Annotated in this window: 14 protein-coding genes; 5 read left to right on the forward strand and 9 right to left on the reverse strand. The window is 54.1% G+C overall.

Going from position 1 to position 18,087, the window contains the following annotated elements; genetic code table 11:
- Positions 1–34: 34 nt before the first annotated feature.
- The 6 genes from G6R38_RS06850 to G6R38_RS06875 all read right to left on the reverse strand — a co-directional run bounded on the left by G6R38_RS06850 (position 35) and on the right by G6R38_RS06875 (position 6,326).
- Positions 35–1,549, reverse strand: coding sequence for a hypothetical protein (locus tag G6R38_RS06850; RefSeq protein ID WP_166821891.1), 1,515 nt, complete (start codon positions 1,547–1,549; stop codon positions 35–37).
- A gap of 218 nt (positions 1,550–1,767) precedes the next feature.
- The gene (locus tag G6R38_RS06855; RefSeq protein ID WP_166821894.1) at positions 1,768–2,043 is read right to left on the reverse strand and encodes a hypothetical protein; all 276 of its coding nucleotides are present in this window, start codon (positions 2,041–2,043) and stop codon (positions 1,768–1,770) included.
- Positions 2,044–2,115: 72 nt separating this feature from the next.
- Positions 2,116–2,724, reverse strand: a complete 609-nt coding sequence (locus tag G6R38_RS06860; protein ID WP_166821897.1) for a hypothetical protein — start codon at positions 2,722–2,724, stop codon at positions 2,116–2,118.
- Between the two features lie 297 nt (positions 2,725–3,021).
- Positions 3,022–4,449 carry an APC family permease gene (locus G6R38_RS06865; protein ID WP_166821900.1) on the reverse strand — a complete coding sequence of 476 codons (1,428 nt, stop codon included), beginning with the start codon at positions 4,447–4,449 and terminating at the stop codon, positions 3,022–3,024.
- 11 nt (positions 4,450–4,460) lie between these two features.
- A complete protein-coding gene (locus tag G6R38_RS06870) occupies positions 4,461–5,978 on the reverse strand; it encodes a sulfatase family protein (protein WP_206028493.1) in 1,518 nt (505 codons plus the stop codon).
- Between the two features lie 144 nt (positions 5,979–6,122).
- Positions 6,123–6,326, reverse strand: a complete 204-nt coding sequence (locus tag G6R38_RS06875; RefSeq protein ID WP_166821903.1) for a hypothetical protein — start codon at positions 6,324–6,326, stop codon at positions 6,123–6,125.
- A gap of 542 nt (positions 6,327–6,868) precedes the next feature.
- Between G6R38_RS06875 and G6R38_RS06880 the strand changes: the two genes are divergently transcribed.
- Positions 6,869–7,624 carry a uroporphyrinogen-III synthase gene (locus tag G6R38_RS06880; RefSeq protein ID WP_240928105.1) on the forward strand — a complete coding sequence of 252 codons (756 nt, stop codon included), beginning with the start codon at positions 6,869–6,871 and terminating at the stop codon, positions 7,622–7,624.
- 60 nt (positions 7,625–7,684) lie between these two features.
- Positions 7,685–8,482, forward strand: a complete 798-nt coding sequence (locus G6R38_RS06885) for a hypothetical protein (protein ID WP_166821909.1) — start codon at positions 7,685–7,687, stop codon at positions 8,480–8,482.
- A 43-nt stretch (positions 8,483–8,525) separates the two neighbouring features.
- Here the strand turns inward: G6R38_RS06885 and G6R38_RS06890 are convergent, their stop codons facing one another.
- Positions 8,526–9,857, reverse strand: a complete 1,332-nt coding sequence (locus G6R38_RS06890) for a DEAD/DEAH box helicase (RefSeq protein ID WP_240928106.1) — start codon at positions 9,855–9,857, stop codon at positions 8,526–8,528.
- 794 nt (positions 9,858–10,651) lie between these two features.
- Here G6R38_RS06890 and egtB point away from each other — a divergent pair.
- Entirely contained in the window at positions 10,652–11,965 is a 1,314-nt protein-coding gene (gene egtB / locus G6R38_RS06895) for an ergothioneine biosynthesis protein EgtB (protein ID WP_166821912.1), read from the forward strand.
- Between the two features lie 289 nt (positions 11,966–12,254).
- A complete protein-coding gene (locus G6R38_RS06900) occupies positions 12,255–12,587 on the forward strand; it encodes a hypothetical protein (protein WP_166821915.1) in 333 nt (110 codons plus the stop codon).
- A gap of 83 nt (positions 12,588–12,670) precedes the next feature.
- On the opposite strand, the gene G6R38_RS06905 is transcribed toward G6R38_RS06900, so the two are convergent.
- Positions 12,671–13,600: a hypothetical protein gene (locus G6R38_RS06905; RefSeq protein WP_166821918.1), complete on the reverse strand. Its 930-nt coding sequence runs from the start codon at positions 13,598–13,600 to the stop codon at positions 12,671–12,673.
- 126 nt (positions 13,601–13,726) lie between these two features.
- Between G6R38_RS06905 and G6R38_RS06910 the strand changes: the two genes are divergently transcribed.
- A complete protein-coding gene (locus G6R38_RS06910; protein WP_166821921.1) occupies positions 13,727–14,059 on the forward strand; it encodes an STAS domain-containing protein in 333 nt (110 codons plus the stop codon).
- 372 nt (positions 14,060–14,431) lie between these two features.
- Here the strand turns inward: G6R38_RS06910 and G6R38_RS06915 are convergent, their stop codons facing one another.
- The gene (locus tag G6R38_RS06915) at positions 14,432–17,680 is read right to left on the reverse strand and encodes a DUF1553 domain-containing protein (RefSeq protein WP_166821924.1); all 3,249 of its coding nucleotides are present in this window, start codon (positions 17,678–17,680) and stop codon (positions 14,432–14,434) included.
- Positions 17,681–18,087: the final 407 nt, after the last annotated feature.

Below are 18,087 nucleotides of genomic sequence, written 5' to 3' on the forward strand. Positions count from 1 at the left end.
TTGGTTGACCAGTACTTGTAGACAGTGAGCATTATTACATGGATTCCGATTCTTCGAAATCCCAAATCCAAGCCGAGTCCTCAGATGCCAATCCGTGCTGGGTTGCGATTGGTTCCGCCTCTTGCGGAATCGGACGAACGTCGGCTGCCTCGTTTTGCATCGTCACTGAGGATGTTAGTTCGTGATCGGAGCAGTTCGTGTTGTCGGAACCTGCGTTCAAGATGGACTCAATCCGCCGGGCAGCCTTTGGGTTTCCGAGCGTTCGATGCATTACGAGAGCGGATCCCCAGTCCGGCAATCCGTTCGTCACGGTTTCGAGTAATTTTCGCTCCAATCTCTCGGGCGTCGCGAGGGGAGTCCAATGGTCATCAAGCACGATATGAGGGATGCGAAGCAAATCCGCTGCTAACAGCAGCTCTTGCCTTGGCTCCTGCTTGGATTGTTGCGACGAATTCACAACGCGACTCCACAACGCCAAGACAGAACGCTGACAACACCGAACCGCCGCAACAAGTCGACGATTCGACTGACACGCGATGAAATCCTGACACTCCTGATCGACGAACAGAAATCGCCTCTTGATGTCCTTCTGTAGGTCGCTAGCTTCCTGGGGGAGAAATTGATTGGTGGCCGGATGGCTGTCGACCAACTGAATCCAACGCTCCGCCAGTACAATCGCGGCTTGTTGCAGTCGTTGAAACTCTTGAAATCGCTGTTTGCGATTACCGTCCGCTGTTGCTCGTGTGACAGAAGAATTCTCGCGAAGCGTCTGTAAGAGTCTCGCAACTTGATTTCGTCGCCGAAGCGGTTCGCCATTCAACAGAGGTTTCAATTGGTTTGTAAGCCAAGTGAGACCATGCTGCCAAAAGGCCCATTCGTCGGCGATTTCCGGTCGGCGTGTGACCGTCGACGGAGTGACCGTCCAATGATTCTGTAGAAAGATGGGTTTCGCGGTTCGATAGGTAAATCGATCGTCGAGTTCGTGTTCAATCCACTCACTGATCTCAGTTTGAAGTTGGTTCCATGCATCGTCCCACTGCGTTTGAGACAGGGATGTGGCAAAAGCGCTCTTCGATTTGCCTCCCAAACGACGGCATGCCGTCGATACGCGAATACAGAGATTCGATAGTTGTGGCAGCGATTCGTTCATTGGAAACGAACGCAACAGTTGCGTGACCTCGGAATCACCGAGAATCAATGCAGGAGTCAAAGTCGCTGCCCGCAGAAACAATTCTTCCGGGGAATCAAGACCTCCACGACGTTCAGAATCCCACTGTTTCGCAAGGTATTGCAAATCTTCGCGAAGCTGTGCCCCAAGCGGTCCGTCAGCATTTTGCACGATTCGCCCGAAGATCAACGGGCGAATCAGACGCGAAGACACGCCGGGAATCGGTACGCCTTGCGTTTCGACGCAGCGACAAAGCTGATAGGCCAAACCAAGCTCATTGGCGATCACCAATTCTTCAATCACTGCTGCCAAAGCGAATGGTTTCTCATCAGAGTGGCAGTTCAACGCAACCTGTGCCGCGCGCAGCAGTGAACGATCCAAGGATTCCTCATCCGCGGTTTGATCTATGGGGCTTATGCGTCTCGCATTGTTCACGGGCAAGCCTTTTCTCATTCCATCCTCTGATTCCAACCAATCATGACTGAAATCGGATTAAATTGGCCGAAGTCACGGGCGTGTCGAACCTGTGTGAGTGTCGAATTGCTCGGTACGCCGAACGAATCCTCAGCGTGGGGCACATGAGGAAAGTTGAGGGGGCTCTAGTCGCTGCTGAAAGAATGAATGCTTTCGCCATCGACGAGATCGTGAGTCAAGTCGGCGACTTCCTCACTGGACTTACCATTGCTGGAGCGAACCGGTGGCGTTGCGTCTGGCGTACTGCTTGAACTTGTCCGCTCACTCGCGAGTCGTTTTTGAAACGAGTCGATCAAGACATCAAAAACGGCCCGTTGAACATCGGGAGATTCAAACGAATTGACGACCGCCGCCATACTCGGCAGGTTTGCGAGAAGTGTTTTATAGTGCAGGGAACTCATGGTCAGTTGTTGTCACTGTCAAAGAGGAAAGACTGCGATTCCATTGGCCGGGGTTCATCCGGTCTTTGGTCATCAATTCCAAATGGCGTAGGATTTGTCTCGGCCGACGAGTCGTCCGCGTGCAGCCGCAGCGGCGAGTTCCTCCCCGTATGCGGATGAAACCTTATTCAATCGGTCGAGCCATTCCGAGTCGGATAGTTCGTCGCTCGGTGACACCAATCCCGCGAGCGCGGCGATTGGATGCGAACCATCCACAAGTTGTTGAGTCGACTCGTTCGACACACCTTCGCCCCACTGACTCAGCAGACGGTCGGCGTCGGCTCGCACGGTTTCGAGCGGGGCGAACGACTCACGTTCCTGATGTTCCAGGGCTAACACCGATTCAAGAATCTCGTGCGCAGTTTCGCGGATTGCACAAGCGGCAATATCTTCCGAGACTTGGGCGAGCGTCGTGGCATCGAGTTCGTCCTCGGTCGGCGTGGATTCTGTGGGGGAGATCCGTTTTCGCAACGTCGCCACCCGGGACCGCAGTTGCCGCAATTCGTCGATGAGTTGCAGTGATGGCAGTGACTCGTCAATCGCCAAATCCTCGGCGGCTTGGCGGAGTTCAAGACTTACCCTCGCGGCGAGGGCCTGAATTTGTCGCAGTTCGTCTTCGAGTTGCGGAATTGATGAAACCACAGCGCACCTCCGGGAGCAGTAATGAATCTCGCTGCATTCGATAGAGATAAACACGAATGCGTGGAGAACCTCATTGCAAATCCCGTACGATCGCGAGACTGGTTTTTGGGTACGCGAAGCCGTTCCGTCAACAAACCGAATTCGCGGTGGGAATTCAACGATTGTGCGAGTTGTACGACGGCTTGAAGTTTCGATGAGGGCTACAGCTCTCACGAATGACTTGCTAGTTCGACACCATCACACCCGAAGGTGTTGATTCTCGGCAACGCACGTGTGGTTTTCGCAGCGCTATCAGTCTCAATTCGCATTCGCTGGCGGCGTCGGCGTCCCGAGTTTCGAACTCAGCCAATAGAGTGGCAGACCGGCCAAGAGTGGACCCGCCCCGAGCAGGCAGAGTTCTTCGGCCCATGTGATGCTGGAGTACAGCATGTATCCCGATGTGCCGCAAAAAATTAGCGGCAATAATGGAAATAGTGGGGAGCGAAACGGTCGTGGTAATTCCGGTTCGCGGATTCGCAGCACGATGACCGCAAGACCGCTGAGCAAGAAGAAGCCCCAAAAAATCGGCGCAGTTGCCGCCACCAAAGCATCAAAGCCACCGCCAAATCGTTCCCACGACACTGCCGACCACCCCGACGTGATCAACGTCTGATCGACTGTGTTTTTTCCGGCTTGTGTACCCACTGAGAGGACTAACAGAATCGAAATTACACCTTGCACAATGAGTGAAGCCAATGGAGCTTTGTGGTCTTGCGGTTGCCATGCGAGCCATGCGAACAAACGGTGATCCGCCCCTAAGCTGGCATGAACACGTGAGCCGGTCAAAATCAAGCCGTTGAGTGCGCCGAGCGTGGAAATCATGATCAGTACGCACATCACAGCATGCCCAGTCGAGCCGAACTTTGGTTTCAGCACGTCTGCCGCCGGTGCGGAGGATTGTTGAATCCCGGTCCAACCGAGTCCGTTGATGTACGCGGCGTTGATCAGCAAATAGATCAGTGTGACCAACCCCACACCGCCTAGCAGTGCTTTCGGGATGTTTCGCGCCGGTTCACGAACTTCGGCCGCCACAAACGCAGCGTCGTTCCAACCGCCATAGGCATAGAGAATCAACACGAATGCCAGTCCGAAATTTGCCGTTTGGCCATCGACCGGCTCGGCGGCAGTGAGAAGTCCATCACCACCGATCAGTCCACAAACTGCGATCCCGACCAAACCGAGGACCTTCGCGATTGTGAGAACATTCTGAGCCGTCTTGCCGAAGACCACACCGCCAATGTTGAGCAGTGTCAATCCAATCACAGCCACTAAAGCCGTTAGCACGATTTTATCGGCGGAGAATTCAAACAACGCATTCGCATACTCTGCGAAAATGTAAGCCATCGAACCGATACTGCCGGTGAGAATCCCCGTGAGATGGGCCCAACCGAACAAGAATCCGACGATCGGGGCATACGCCCGTGTCAGATAGACATAGTCCCCACCGGATTTCGGTAGCGATGTGGCAAGTTCCGCGTAGCATAACGCCCCGCAAAACGCGACCAGTCCGCCGACAAGCCATACGAGCAGTCCCGCCATCGGCCCGGAGACGCAACTGAACACGAGCGGCGGAACTTTGAAGATCGCCGCACCAACGACGATCCCCACGATCAAACTCGCTGCATCTTGCCAACGCAGCGTCCGTGATTCCGCAGCGTCATCGTCAGTTTCGGTCCGAGATTCCATGCGTCATCCAATCAATCTGCGGGAAACTCGCGGATGTGACTGTAGCGTTTGTAAGACTCGTAAATGTCACCACCATCGAGCACACGAGGATCACCCGTTCTCCGCAAATACGCTTCGAATTCTTCCCCGAGTTCATTTTTGATCGCCGCATACTTTGCATTGTCGGCCAAGTTGATGAGATTCGCCGGATCGTTCTCAATGTCGTACAGTTCGATCTCCGGTCGTTTCTCAACCGACCATTCGAAGTACTGTCCAAGTCGCGGATCGGTCCGGTGTTCCCAAAGGAATGTTTTGCTGGGGCAGGCGTCGATGTCGTAGTACCCGAAAACGTCTTTCTTGAAACCGGCGGGATGACCGGCGGGCCAACGGTTCGGGCGGAAGTTGCGAATGTAGAGGTACTTCGGCGTCCGCATCGCTCGGATGGGATAGGTGCGGTTGTCGAATCGTGAGGACGAATGTCGTTCGCGAGCCGAGTATGCCCGCACTCGATCTTCGCTGACTTGTCCATCTCGGCGGCTCATCAGCAGATTCAAAAAGCTCCGTCCGCTCATCACTTTGGGAATCTTCACACCAGCGGCGTGTAGCATTGTTGGTGCGAAGTCGATGAAACCGACGATGTCGATCACATCCCGATCTGCCGGCACTTTCGCGGGCCAACTCACTGCAAGTGGAGCGTGGATGCCGTATTCGTAACAGTTAGCCTTCGCCCGAGGAAACGGCATGCCGTTGTCTGCGGTGACAATCACCAGCGTGTTCTCTAACTCGCCGGCTTGCTCCAATTGATCGAGAATCCGCCCAAGATGTTGATCGAACCACTCGATTTCCACATCGTAATCAAGGATGTCGCTTCGGATGGTGGGCGTGTCGGGAAGAAACTTTGGCACGAACGCATCCGCAAGAGACTTACCCTGTTCGCGACCGATGCCGTTCTTGTAACTCCGATGCGGTTCAGTGGCTCCAAACCAAAAGCAGAACGGTTGATCCGCAGGTTTTTCCTTGAGGAAGTCACTGAAGTTGCTAGCGTAGTCGTTGCTGGAGATGCCCGGCGGCGACTTCATTTTCCGCTTCTGCCAAGCCGGTCCAGCTGGATTGCGTTTGCGTCCGCTGACTTTGTAGTTGCCCGGTCCCCAACCTTTGCCGGTGTAGCCGACGAAATAACCGGCGTCTTCGAGGATGTCGGGGTAGACCGTGAACTTCTGCGGGAATGAACTCGCGTGTGTGCCGGCTTGCTCCAACTCCCACGTGTTTCGACCAGTCAGCAACGCCGCCCGCGACGGACTACAGCCCGGCGACGCACAGAATGCATTGTGGAACAGCACACCCGACTTCGCCACCCGATCGAATGCAGGGGTTTGAATGTCGGTTGTGCCATACGCACTGGCGTAGGGGTAGGATTGGTCGTCGGAAATCGCCAAGAGAATGTTGGGCGGTTTCTCGGCCGCTTCACTCACGGAACCGCAACAGCATAGCCAAGCCATACTGCAAGACATCAAACCGAACAGAACCAACCTCACACGACGAGCCATCATCGCGTCCTTTCCGAAAGGGCGAGCGAATTGAATGGCTCCGTTCTACCCGGTTCCCGAGTCAATTCCTAGTGGTCCCACTTGAGTCGGACTACTGAAACATTTGTCAGAACAACGCGGTGTTTGGAAGGCTGTCCGATCGTGATCTTACGAGCGGTCCGCAACGTCAGCGGCATCGACGCGGTATTGGTTGTCGAGCAGGACGACTTGGCATTCGTCAATCACTTCACGTCGAGTCACCTTGTATCGCCCCGGCGGTAGAGTCACCGGCAAAGCGGTCCCTACCTGAAATCCGGACACGTATCGAGTTAAAATACATTCTGTGTTGGCAGCGGTGTTGAGCGCAATCATCGTGAGTTGAGCGTTTTTTAGGAATTTTTTCGAATTTCAAATCCGAATCGTGCGGGCGATCGTTACCGAAATTCGATGAAAGTGGGTAATTGAGTTAGACTCTCGCGATAATAGCTCTCAATCGGTTGTCCGAATGGACGATCTCAATCGTGAGTCATCGGAGAGAAGTTGTATTATCGGAGCGAAGCCGGCGGCCCAGCCACTCGGAATTGAGCGGTCAGGCAACTTCATCCATACGTCGATCAACGTGTTGATGAAATTGTTCCTCATTTAATCATTCGAGACCAGTCGTCACGACCGATAATTTCGCGTTTTTACCTCATGACGTTCTTCACTCATGAAGGTTCATGCGAAAATTTCGAATTTTAACGTCATAGTTTGAGTATGGACAATGCGTTCACGTAGTCTCATACCTTTTTGAATCGCCCCGATGGGAATGTTGCCTTGGGGACCGATTGAATGGTTCGTAGTGAAATGATGGTTCGATGAAACCGGAAAAACCGATCCGAATTTGTAGTTTTGAAAGCCGCCGACGAAATGAGATGCATTCCCTGATTGAGCGATTTGGGGGCGATGCGACGGTGGCTCCCTCAATGCGGGAAGTTCCGTTGGAGGAGAACGCTAACGTGTTCGCCTTTGCGGAGCAACTCTTAGCCGGTCAGATCAACGTGGTTGTTTTTATGACCGGTGTGGGAGCTCGTGCACTGCTGGAGACTTGGAAAATCCGTTACGAAGCGGACCGACTATTCAAAGAGTTGGAAGCAACGACGGTTGTCGTGCGTGGCCCGAAGCCGATGACGGTGCTGCGGGAATGGGGCGTGGGAATCGATCATCGCGTGCCGGAGCCGAACACTTGGCGGGAGTTGCTGGAAACCCTCGACGAGAATGTTGCCCTCGCCGGTAGCACGATTGCCATTCAAGAATACGGTGAGCCAAACGAGGAACTGTATGAAGCCCTCAGAAATCGGAACGCGACCGTCGTGCCGGTCCCGGTTTATAAATGGGCGTTCCCGGAAGACACCGGACCGCTCAAAGATGCCATCCGCCGCACAATCGCTGGCGACTTTCAGGTTCTGATGTTCACCAGCGCTCAGCAAATCGTCAATACACTTCGAGCCGCCGCGGACGAGGGACTCGAAGACGATTTTCGGTCAGCGGCCAACAACACTCTCATTGCTTCGATCGGTCCGACGGCGACCGAGCGGTTGCAAACCCTGGGGTTTCAGGTCGATGTCGAAGCCTCCCCGCCGAAAATGGGACCGCTCGTGCGAGCCGCCATCGAAACCGCTCAAAACTAGTCGAAATGTCTAACACGCATGAAGTTTTCATTACAGAGCATGTTCTCCCGAGGTTCTCAGATGCAGCGATGTCCGGAGTGTGATGAACCCGTCGACTCAGATGCCATCAACATGAAGGAAGGTGTCGCACTCTGCGAGGGGTGTCGTCAGCTGATACCGCTTTCCGAACTTCGTCTGAGCGAACGCTCGATTCAAGAGATTCTCGATCAACAACCAATCGGTTGCATGGTTGTCGACAACGGATTTCAAACGGTGGTGACGACCTCGCTCCGGTCGATTTCTGGGTTCATCACAACGACCGGAATCGCGTTGTTCTGGAACGGTATCGTCTCGGTGTTTGTTCTGGTTGCGTTGGCGGGACTCTACAGCAATTTGATCGGACCGGTGCCCGAATGGTTTCCGGCGCCTGGCGTAGAGAATGGTCAGCCCATCATGAACGATGAGGCGATGGGACTCGGCACAACATTGTTTCTGTGCGTGTTCCTGATTCCATTTGTCACCATCGGAATCGGAATCATTTGGAGTGCGTTACTCAGTTTGATCGGCCGAGTCGATGTGGTTTGCGACGGCAGCCGTTCCCACGTAGCGACGGGTATTCCGATCATTTCTTGGAAGCGACGCTTCAACGCCAAACAAGTTCGCGAGGTCGTTCAGTCTCGCACGCGATGGCAGAGTAACGAGGGGGAGAATCGGGAGATCAAGATTGTCGCGGATCAGACCATCAAGTTTGGTGCGATGCTCTCGGAGAGCCGCATGGAATGGATGTGCGTGGTGCTCAAAGAAATTTTGCTGAAACCTGCGGTCGATCGTTATGACTTCGAAACCGCAGAGATGTCGGACTTCCCCGAAACCGCATGACGGTCATTTGCACGCGGTCGGGGGAAGTGCGTATCAGGTTTCGTTACCCTTTGGGTTTTACGTTTTGCCGTTCGCCATTGTTCGATTTCACGCGACGACGCTTTCGTTTTCCGGCTGAGTTGCCCGCCGAGTTGTTCTTCGATGGGCCGGACGACTGCCACCGGTTGCGTCGCGGTTTGGACTTCGGATTGCCTTGGCGGTTTCCGGACCGATCGTCTTTGGAAGTCGGCCCGTTTTCCGGTTGCGGCTCGCCGTTGACCATCAGAAGTCGTCGGCCGATGAGTCGTTCAATCGCCCGCAGTTCCCGACGTTCGCCCGCACTGCAAAACGAAACCGCCATGCCCTCGGCACCGGCTCGTCCAGTCCGACCGATCCGGTGGACGTAGTTTTCCGGCTCCAATGGCAAGTCGAAGTTGACGACGTGTGTGATGCCGTCCACATCGAGACCGCGAGCGGCAACATCGGTCGCCACCAAGACTTTCACACGGCTGCGACGGAATTCATCCAAGGCTCGCTGACGGGCATTTTGGGATTTGTTACCGTGAATTGCCGTCGCTCGAATTCCCTGTCGCAAAAGCTTCTCGGCAACTGTATTCGCCGACCGCTTTGTTTTCGTGAACACAACCGCTCGTTCTACATCGGGAGCTTCGAGCAAGTTCTTGAGCAACTCACGTTTGCCACCATGCTCGACAAAAGCCACCCGCTGATCGATCATGTCAACGCTGGATGATGGTGGATCAACACTGACCGTCACCGGATCATTCAGCAATTGTTTTGTCAGTTCCATGATCTTCGGAGACAATGTCGCGGAGAAAAACAGCGACTGACGCTCCTCTGGCAACTCACGAATAATCCGTTTCAGTGCCGGCAGAAAACCCATGTCGAGCATCCGGTCGGCTTCATCAAGGACAAAGGCTTCCAACTGATCGAGTTGGACATGCCCTTGGTCCAGTAGGTCAATCAACCGACCAGGCGTCGCCACAACCACATGCACCCCGCGGTCGAGCGACCGGACTTGCGAGTGTTGACTCACGCCACCGTAAATCACGGCTTGACGATAATGGACAAATTGGCCGTACGTTTTGAAACTCTCTGCGATTTGCAGGGCTAGTTCGCGTGTCGGCGACAACACCAAGACTCGCGGAGTTCCCGTTTGAGCCCGTCGGGGTTTGGTCGCCAATTGATGCAAAATGGGCAGGGCGAACGCGGCGGTTTTGCCGGTCCCCGTTTGAGCGGAACCAATCACATCACGGCCTTGGAGCAAGTGAGGAATTGCTTGGGCCTGAATGGGAGTTGGGGTTTGATAGTTCTCGGCCAGAAGTGCCTTTTGAATTGATTTGTCTAAGTCCAGATCGGCAAACGTTTTAATATTCAAGTGCAGTACCTAAAAATTCTTTGTGGGTAGGGACAGTGGTTGTCTTGTGACTAGCCGCGAATCTCGACGGGGTCGTAGATATCGAGCGAAGGTCGTCACATTTCGGCGACAAAACCAAGCGGTTATTGAGTAGCCAGGGCGTTATGACACGGCGGCGGTGGATTCACGTCATCTCTTTAATTGCCACCAATACGCCCAACTGAGGGAATGGACCGTGCTCAAAGAACTCGCTGTTGTCTCTGGGGGTTGAGGGAATCGACCTTTCGTACGGTCGCCCATCCAAACACCCCGGCAGGCCCACGGAACTTGGTTCGCAAAAACGACCAACCAAGCCCAAAAACAATCTGAAAACAACTCGGAATCAAGAACTGTAAGGAATGAACATCTCAAAGGACGCGTCAACTGTGTTCCAGATTTCCAATACGGTGAATGCACCGAATCGCCGTCGCATTGTAAGGCTGGAACTCATCACGCCTAGAGCAGAACTCGATATTCTCTCGACTTTCCCGAAGAATTCATATCTTGGGAACGATTGCTGGGAACAAATGGCTATTGCTTGGGCAATCAGAGTGAAGACCGTTCACATCAGTCTCATCTGGCTGGGATCACAATTTGCATGGAGTGACGAGTTTGTGCTGACTGAATTGGTCGGCGTCGTGGTTTCCTGGTCGTTTTGAAGCCACCGTCGATTGAAAATCGATCATGTTGCGGCGGTTGCCAACTCCTGCCCGTTGAATAAGATAGGCTCAGCGGACTGTGCCGCCATTCCGAATCCTATGAGGAATTCCCCGCCGATGTCCCGATCCCGCGCGACTCGACCTGCGTCACTTTCCGACCCGTCACGGATTGTTTCTCAAGATACCAGCCAACAAAACGCGGCTTACCGACGAATCCGAGGCTTCACAGAACAGCTGACGGAACCACTCTCACCGGAAGATTGTGTCGTCCAATCCATGCCGGATGCCAGTCCCGCGAAGTGGCATTTGGCTCATACCACGTGGTTTTTCGAGACGTTCATTCTCCGAGCTGATCCCAACTACCAGCCCTATCATCCGCAGTTTTCGTACTTATTCAATTCGTATTACAACGGCGTAGGCGATCGGCACGCGCGTCCGAAACGAGGACTGCTGACACGACCAAGTTTGGGAGATGTCTACGCCTACCGGGAAGTCGTCGATGACGCGGTTTCGGAGCAGATTGACGCCGGTTTGTCGGAGGAATTGACCGAAATCCTCGAAATCGGTCTCAATCACGAACAGCAGCATCAGGAGTTGTTGCTCACCGACGTGAAACACCTGCTTTCGTGTAATCCAATTTTGCCGACCTATCTCGAAGGAGCCGCCGCCCCCACGGAATCGCCGGCACCAACGCTGGATTGGCAAGCCTTCCCGGAGGGAGTCCGAGAGATTGGCGTGCCGGCGGACACGGAAGACTTCTGCTTCGACAACGAAACACCCCGACACCGTGTGTTTCTGGAAGCCTTCGAACTCTCGAATCGATTGATCACCAACGGTGAATTCATGCGGTTCATTGAGGATGGCGGATACGAGCAGCACGAATACTGGCTGTCCACCGGTTGGGACGTTGTTCAATCCGAAGGCTGGACTGCACCGTTGTATTGGCACTTGGATGGCTCGGAGTGGAAGACGTTCACTCTTGGCGGAGTTCGTGCCGTCGAAGAGAACGAGCCGGTCTGCCACCTCAGTTACTTCGAGGCCGATGCCTACGCTCGTTGGGCGGGAGCCCGATTGCCAACCGAGAAGGAATGGGAAGTCGCCCTGCAACAATGTTCCACGCATGCGAATCACTCGAAAGGATTCGTTGAGAACGGGCGGTTGCATCCGACAACGGCGTCGTCAGGAATGATGCAACAACTGCTCGGCGAGGTTTGGGAGTGGACCTCAAGCCAATACACCGCCTATCCCGGTTATCGACCGCTCGGTGGAGTGCTCGGCGAGTACAATGGCAAATTCATGTGTGATCAATGGGTGCTCCGTGGCGGCTCGTGTTTGACGTCCCATGAGCACATCCGTGGCACATATCGGAATTTCTTCCCCGCCACCTCTCGCTGGCAAATGAGCGGTTTCCGGTTGGCTCGCGATTGTTAGATTGCGTCTGGTAATGCTTAACCAACTGTCCTTCTGAAGTTGTTGCAGAGCAACAGTTTCTGAACGCGATCGGAAATCGAAGCACGTCCGAAGACGGATTTGTCGGCCCCCATGCAATGTCTGAGGAACCGTTGCGCGCTGAGCAATTTGTAAAAAACGCAAAACCGGTGTCGGGCTGAGAGCGCCGAATTTCATTCCAAGGGTGAGAGGTTGGTTCAAGACGGCCAAACTCGGCCCAGTGCCCTTCCTCGAATCACGACGGTTTTTACAAAGCAAGAGGGAGAATGCAATGAAACGGACACTGTTACTCGGAGCCGGAGTTGCGATGCTGCTCGGCTGTGTCGAACTGATGGCCCCGCAACAAGCGTCGGCAAATGTCGGGTTTCGATTTAGTATTGGCAGTTCCTACGGACGCGGCGGCTACTACGGTCGGGGCTATGGATACCGGAGCTACAGATATCCTAGCTACAGTCATCCCGCCAACCGTTACCGATTCCGAGGAGGATACCGTGGTTACCCCGGTGGATATTACTATCCACGAAGCTACTATCGTCCCGGCAAGCACCACCATCATCACTACCACAGCCCCGGCCATCACCACCACCATCGTGGTTGGCGGTAAGAACGGCTGAAATACAAATCGACGGACTGCCCGGACTCAATCTCCGGTAGTCCGTTTTTTTGTTGCCTGGTTGTCGACTTGGTTCAGCGTTCCAATCCCGGAAAGTAATCCACCACGGCGTCTTCGTTGACCCCATCTTCGGCAGTCCACCAGCAGAGTGGGTAACGCGTGTCTCGCTTGGTGGAACTACTTGGCAACGGACATTCACTCGGGCGGATGTACCGCTCAGCAATCAACGGTTGACTGTGTGGATGCAACACGTCACATAGTCCGAGGATTTCGACAACGTGTTTCCGTTGCAACTTGTTGCTTGGGAATGTTCCGGTCAAGCACTTGTTGAGTTCGGTCAGTTGAGCGGTCGCGGGGAGATTTCGGATTGCGTCGAGAACACCCCGCATGGTGTCACGGTCCTCGTCGGTGGCATCGAACGTGGGCAGGCGATTGAACTGCTCGAAATCCAAGGCTGTATAAACGATGTCTTCGTGGCAACTCATATACGGGCCAAAGAATCGACGAAATTGGAGACCGGCCAAGACTCTGGTTTCGGTGTCCTCAACGTCACCAACAAAGCCGGGATCGTTTCGCCAACGATCAAAGTTCGATTCGTTGACGGCTCGGAAATTTGCATAGCTCCCCAAGATCGACCGCAGCGGCATGGCCGACGTTCGTAGCCCGATCATGAACGCTTCGCCAATCTTCTCGGCTGGCGGAAGTCGGCGTTTTTCTTCCAGAAACCATTCCGTCACGGTCTCGGCGGACATCTCACGTGACGGAACCCAAACGCCCTCCCGAATCGCATGATCGAACTGTTCTTGGGGAATCTGGTCTTCCAGTCGTGTTTCGCCGTCCATCCAACTTCGAGACGGAATATAGGATTTCGTATCGAGGTCGTAGAATACGCTGTATAACGTATGAAGAGCGTCTGCATCGACACCGCTTGCGGTCGCCAACCGGGTGATGGTTCGACGGGAGCTGGGTTTCTGATTCCGCTGACCAAATGCTGGAACAGCCATGATCGTCACCTCACCGATTCCTCTGGGGTTAGCCAAACAATCTCTGTTCGATACCGGCTCAATCTCCTATAATGTATGGAGTCCCCCTGTACAACATCCGGGCTTTTCCCAAGTGGCGAAGGAAATATGATGAACGACGATTATGGCGCTCTGATGGTGTACGATACGGGCCCCTCGACGCTCATCGGATTCAAATCATTGGAAATTGTCGATGACAATCAACTCGACAAATTCCGTGAACCGCTGCAACAATTGATCGATGAACACAAGACCGAATCATTGGTTGTCGATCTTTCAGGCGTCAAAAGTGTTTCCAGTGGTGTGTTGGGCTTCCTGTTTCACCTGCACCGTCAGGGCGTGAAAGTCAGCTTATACAACCCCTCGAGTCACATCCGCGAAGTGTTGCAAATCACGCAGTTAGGGAACTTGTTCCCCGAAGTCGACATGCCGCAGTCGTAGTGACCGCATCCCACAGCGAACCAAATCAACAGCAGCCGCCTGAAGTGTCAAGCACTTTCGGCGGCTGTTTTTTGCCGGTCAGATTGGTGTGCAGGGACGACGATGACTTCGCTGGCGTTGCAATAAACGTCCTGATCGCCCGGGCTTTTATTCATAAAGCCAATCAAGGCCTTCGCCAACCTGCGCCGATGCAGGCAAAAGCAATCGCGCCAGCCCCGATGCTCGAGAACCTATTTCTCAATGCCAAGTCAGTTTTGCGGGTGCCAAACCGCTGAGTGACTAAAGTAAAACACATGACTAGATGGAACAACGATCCATCTAGTCATGTGTTTGGTCAGTGGTGTCTGTCGAATGAGATAACGAACTTAGTTTTTAGTCGATGTACAAGAACTCGTTTGTGTTCAACAAGACGTGGCAGAAGTCGACAAGGGCTTGTTGCTCCACGTTTGTTCGAGACGGTTCTTGGAATGCCAATTTGTGCTGATTGGCATGATCGACGAGTGGCGTTTGACCATCGAAATTCCACACAGCTACGGCGGATTTGGCTGGTGATGCCGAGTTCACTGCCAGATTATTCTCCGGCAGAACGCCTGCAGATAGTCGCACAGAGTCGAGTAATCCGTCCCAACGATGGTGGTTCGTTTCTGCTCGACCACCAAGAATCAATGGTGCTGATGCCGTTGCAAGCGATACGACTTTATGAGCAACGTGTGCCATTTGCAGCGGGGCATCTGCAACGGAGAGATCTTTCAGATAGAACGTAATTCCCTGTTTGCCGGTTTCGCTCACATCGACGCTTGCCGCGACGTAATACGGCTTATTAAGTTCCGGCCGCAAATTGGAAGCGACAACCTCATACGTCATCTGTCCCTGTCCATTATGGCCGACAATTTGCAGGATGAGATTTCGCGGTTTGTACCCGCTGCGTGTGCTGGTCACGCCGAGCGACCACCCGGCGTGTTGCTTGGTGTTGTTCCAACGCGAGGCAATCGTGCGGACAGAAGCGTCCGCGTACAACGATCGCAACTGAATGACCGCCTCAATGGTGAAGTCCTGCGATGGGAACGATTTGGAAATGGCCGACGAATCGAAATGAACCAATCGACCTTGCTTTTCTGCAGGCCGCAGATCGAGAGCCGCACTCTCGCCATTGACTGTCTTGATTTTGCCAAGTCTGGCTTTCAGTTCGGATGAAGAATTCTTGGCTGCTTCAGCGGCCAGTCGACGTTGCGATTCCAGGAATGCTAACGCAGATTGCGTTTCCACCTCACGAGGCGACCGACCGAAAGTTAACTTGTATGCTCGTTCAATCGCTGTCGCCAGCCCTTTGGAACGGGCGATCTGCTCCAACTGTCCGGCCAGTTTGCGGGCTCGTTCGACGGTCCAATCACCGTTGATCAGAAGCAGTGCCTGCGTGGGCGTGGTCGTCACATTGCGATTAGGCGTACTCGTGATCCGCATCGCTCCGTCGAACGCCGCCAACAATGGGTCCGGCGAGTTTCGTTTGACTTGGGTATAGACGCTGCGGCGAGGACTCTTCCCCGAGACCGCGGAACCGCCCATCTTTTCGTCGAGTTCACCCGTGACGGCGAGAATCGCATCGCGGACTTGCTCCGCTTCCATGCGACGAACATTCTGACGCCAGAGAAATTTGTTCTCGGCGTCGATCATTTCGGCCGCTTCGGTATCGTCGGCGAAGGAACTTTGACGGTACGCCGCCGACATCACGATCCGACGATGCAACGGCTTGATCCGCCAACCATCTTCCAAGAAGCGTTTCGTGAGCCAGTCCAGCAATTCTGGATGCGTGGGCTTTTCGCCAAGATGGCCAAAATCACTCGCGGTCTCGACGATGCCTCGCCCGAAATGTTGTTGCCAGATTCGATTGACGATCACCCTTGTCGACAGCGGATTTTCGGGATCGGTAATCCATTTGGCCAACGCGGTCCGGCGTCCGGTGGACTCCAACTCCGCTGGTGGATTGATGTCCGGTTCCGCCGGATCAAGCACGGTCAGAAATGCCGGTTCGATCTCGCCCAGCTTTTTCTTGCCGGGAATCGTCACCGTGGGAGCTTCCGCCCCGACATCGGTCACCGTGATGGCTGCCGGCAGCGGTTTCGGTTTAATGTCGTCGAACTGAGCAAGTTGCTTCTCCAGTTCGGCTATCCGCTTTTTCTCTTCGTCCTTCAGCTTGGCTTCAGCTCGTTTCTCTTCAGTGATGACTTGCCGCAAGACGAGGTCGGCCAACTGCCGTTGCAATGGTGTCCACTCGCTTTCGGGACGTTTCATGAACTTGCGAATGTCCGGTGGGAATTTCTCAACCGCTCGCGCTTTGGCATTCCGCCGATAAGAAAAACGCAGCTGGTCCATTTCCTCTCGGATGGACGCCGTCTTGGCTTCCCAAACGGCGAGTTGCCGGTTGTATTCCTCACGTTCTTTCGCATCCGCAGCGGGCACATCATCGCGAGGCAAGACCGGAGCCAAGAAGGCTCGCAATGCGAAATAGTCTTTCTGCAAAATCGGGTCGAACTTGTGATCGTGACAGCGGGCACATCCCATTCCCATGCCCAGGAACACATCACCGGTAACGTCGGTCATATCGGTGACGATGACATCCCATTGCGTACGGCAGTCGCGTTGGTTGTATTCGTAAACCCAATGTCGCAGAAAACCGGTGGCAACCAGTGCGTCGGCGTCGCCGGGAGCGACTTCATCTCCCGCGAGTTGTTCGGTCACAAATTGATCGTAAGGTTTATCATCGTTGAACGAACGGATCACGTAATCCCGATATCGCCATGCATGGGGGCGATACGCGTCTTGGCGATATCCATCGGACTCCGCGTATCGGACCAAGTCGAGCCATTGCACAGCCGCTCGCTCACCGTAACGAGGACTTTCCAAAAGACTATCGACAAGCCGTTCATACGCGTCGGATGACGGATCATTCACGAACGCGGCGATTTCCTCCGGTGTTGGAGGCAGCCCGGTCAGATCCAATGTCACGCGGCGGATCAATGTTTCTCGATCCGCTTCCTTCGCGGGTGACAATTTGTGTTCTCGGAGTTTTCGCAGCACAAACCGATCGATATCCGTTCGGCACCATTCGTCATTTTCCAATTCGGGAACGGCGGGATCGGTGACTGGTTGGAACGCCCACCATTGCCGATCTTCTTCGGTGATTTTCTCAACGGGGCGTACGGGTTGGTCAGAAACACTGCCATGTCCGCCCGGCCACGGAGCGCCGAGTTCAACCCACTTGGTGAGCTTGGCGACTTCAGCGTCGTCGAGTCGTCCGCTTGGCGGCATCTCGTAAGAATCCCACCGAACTGCTTCGATGAGCATGCTCTCATCAGGTTTGCCCGGCACAACGCTCGGTGACCCCGACTCTCCGCCGACGAGCATCGAACCAATGCCGTCCAAACGCAGACCGCCTTTTTGCTTTTCTTCGCCGTGGCATTTGTAGCAGTTCTTCGCCAACAGCGGCCGGATTTCATTTTCGAAGAATTTGACTTCCTCGCGACTGGGCTCCTGAGGCTTCTCTTTGACCTCTGCCGCTGTAACAACGTGAGCAAACCACACGCAGACGATGAGACTCAGGGGGAACAGGCGAATGGAATTCATACGGTCTCCATCCTTCGACGGCGGGGAAATATTGGTAGGACGAATCATATTAGTGATTCTCAATCCTACCAGACGTCTGAAGATTGATCTACTACCTTTCGCCTTTTGGAAAGGAACGATCCCACAAAAAAAAGCCTCAGGGTTCACACCCTGAGGCTTTCCATGTTAAAATAAAAGGAGACGGCCGGAAGTATAGGCGCTCGCCCGGAAGAAGCACACACGCGGCTCAATCCGGCTACACTTCCGACCGATCTCCTGAGGAAGGTTGAGTTGTAATCACCCACACATGATTACAACCCTGGAGAGGAGAGTCGGTCCAGCTTAACGCTTCCGAAAGAGATGTATTGCAAGGGGTGTGCCAGTTCGGTTGGCACACCCCGAACTTTTTCTTAAGTCACTGTCTAGCA

This window comes from Thalassoroseus pseudoceratinae (genome assembly GCF_011634775.1).
In the GTDB taxonomy this organism is placed as follows: Bacteria; Planctomycetota; Planctomycetia; order Planctomycetales; family Planctomycetaceae; genus Thalassoroseus; species Thalassoroseus pseudoceratinae.